This window comes from Vibrio sp. 1069 (assembly GCF_033340555.1).
Genome location: NZ_JAWOWP010000841.1, coordinates 1 through 541, shown reverse-complemented (window position 1 = coordinate 541; position 541 = coordinate 1). Strand labels below are relative to the sequence as shown.

Annotated in this window: 1 protein-coding gene; it reads right to left on the bottom strand. The window is 49.0% G+C overall.

Annotation, left to right across the window (positions count from 1 at the left end; all coding sequences use genetic code 11):
• Positions 1-541: Ig-like domain-containing protein (locus R7040_RS29365; RefSeq protein WP_318098035.1), on the bottom strand; the 541-nt coding region annotated here is incomplete at both ends.

The window sequence follows — 541 nt, the reverse complement described above, 5'->3', positions numbered from 1 at the left end:
AGCATCAGCCATGTCTGCCAGTCTGATTGGGCAACCCGCACCGTTCACGAAGTTGTGCCAGTAACCAACCAGTTTATGACGTTTTTCTGTCTGCTCTACAACTGTCACCGCTGCCGCGTCAGATAATGCGGTGCTTCCAGCAAGATCGACGGCTTGAGCGCTTACGGTAAACTGTCCGATTGCGGCTGGTGTCCAGTTCGCAGAGTAAGGTGCAGTCGTATCTGTGGCGACAACGGCGCCGTTGACCATAAAGTCAACTTGCTTAATGCCTGAAGTTAAAGACGTTGCATCGGCGCTTAATGCGAGATTTTTGCCTAAGCCAACCGTTTGACCTGCGCTAGGCGAAGTAAGAGAAATGACTAAATCTTTATCACTGACATTTACGTTCACAACAGATTCTGACGTATTGTTGTCGTTATCGGTTGCAACGGCTTTAAGCTGGTTAGCGCCAATAAGTGTGGCGTTCCAAGTAACGGAATATGGCGCTTGAGTAACGACACCTAAGCGATCGTTATTCGCGAAAAACTCCACTTGCGTAACC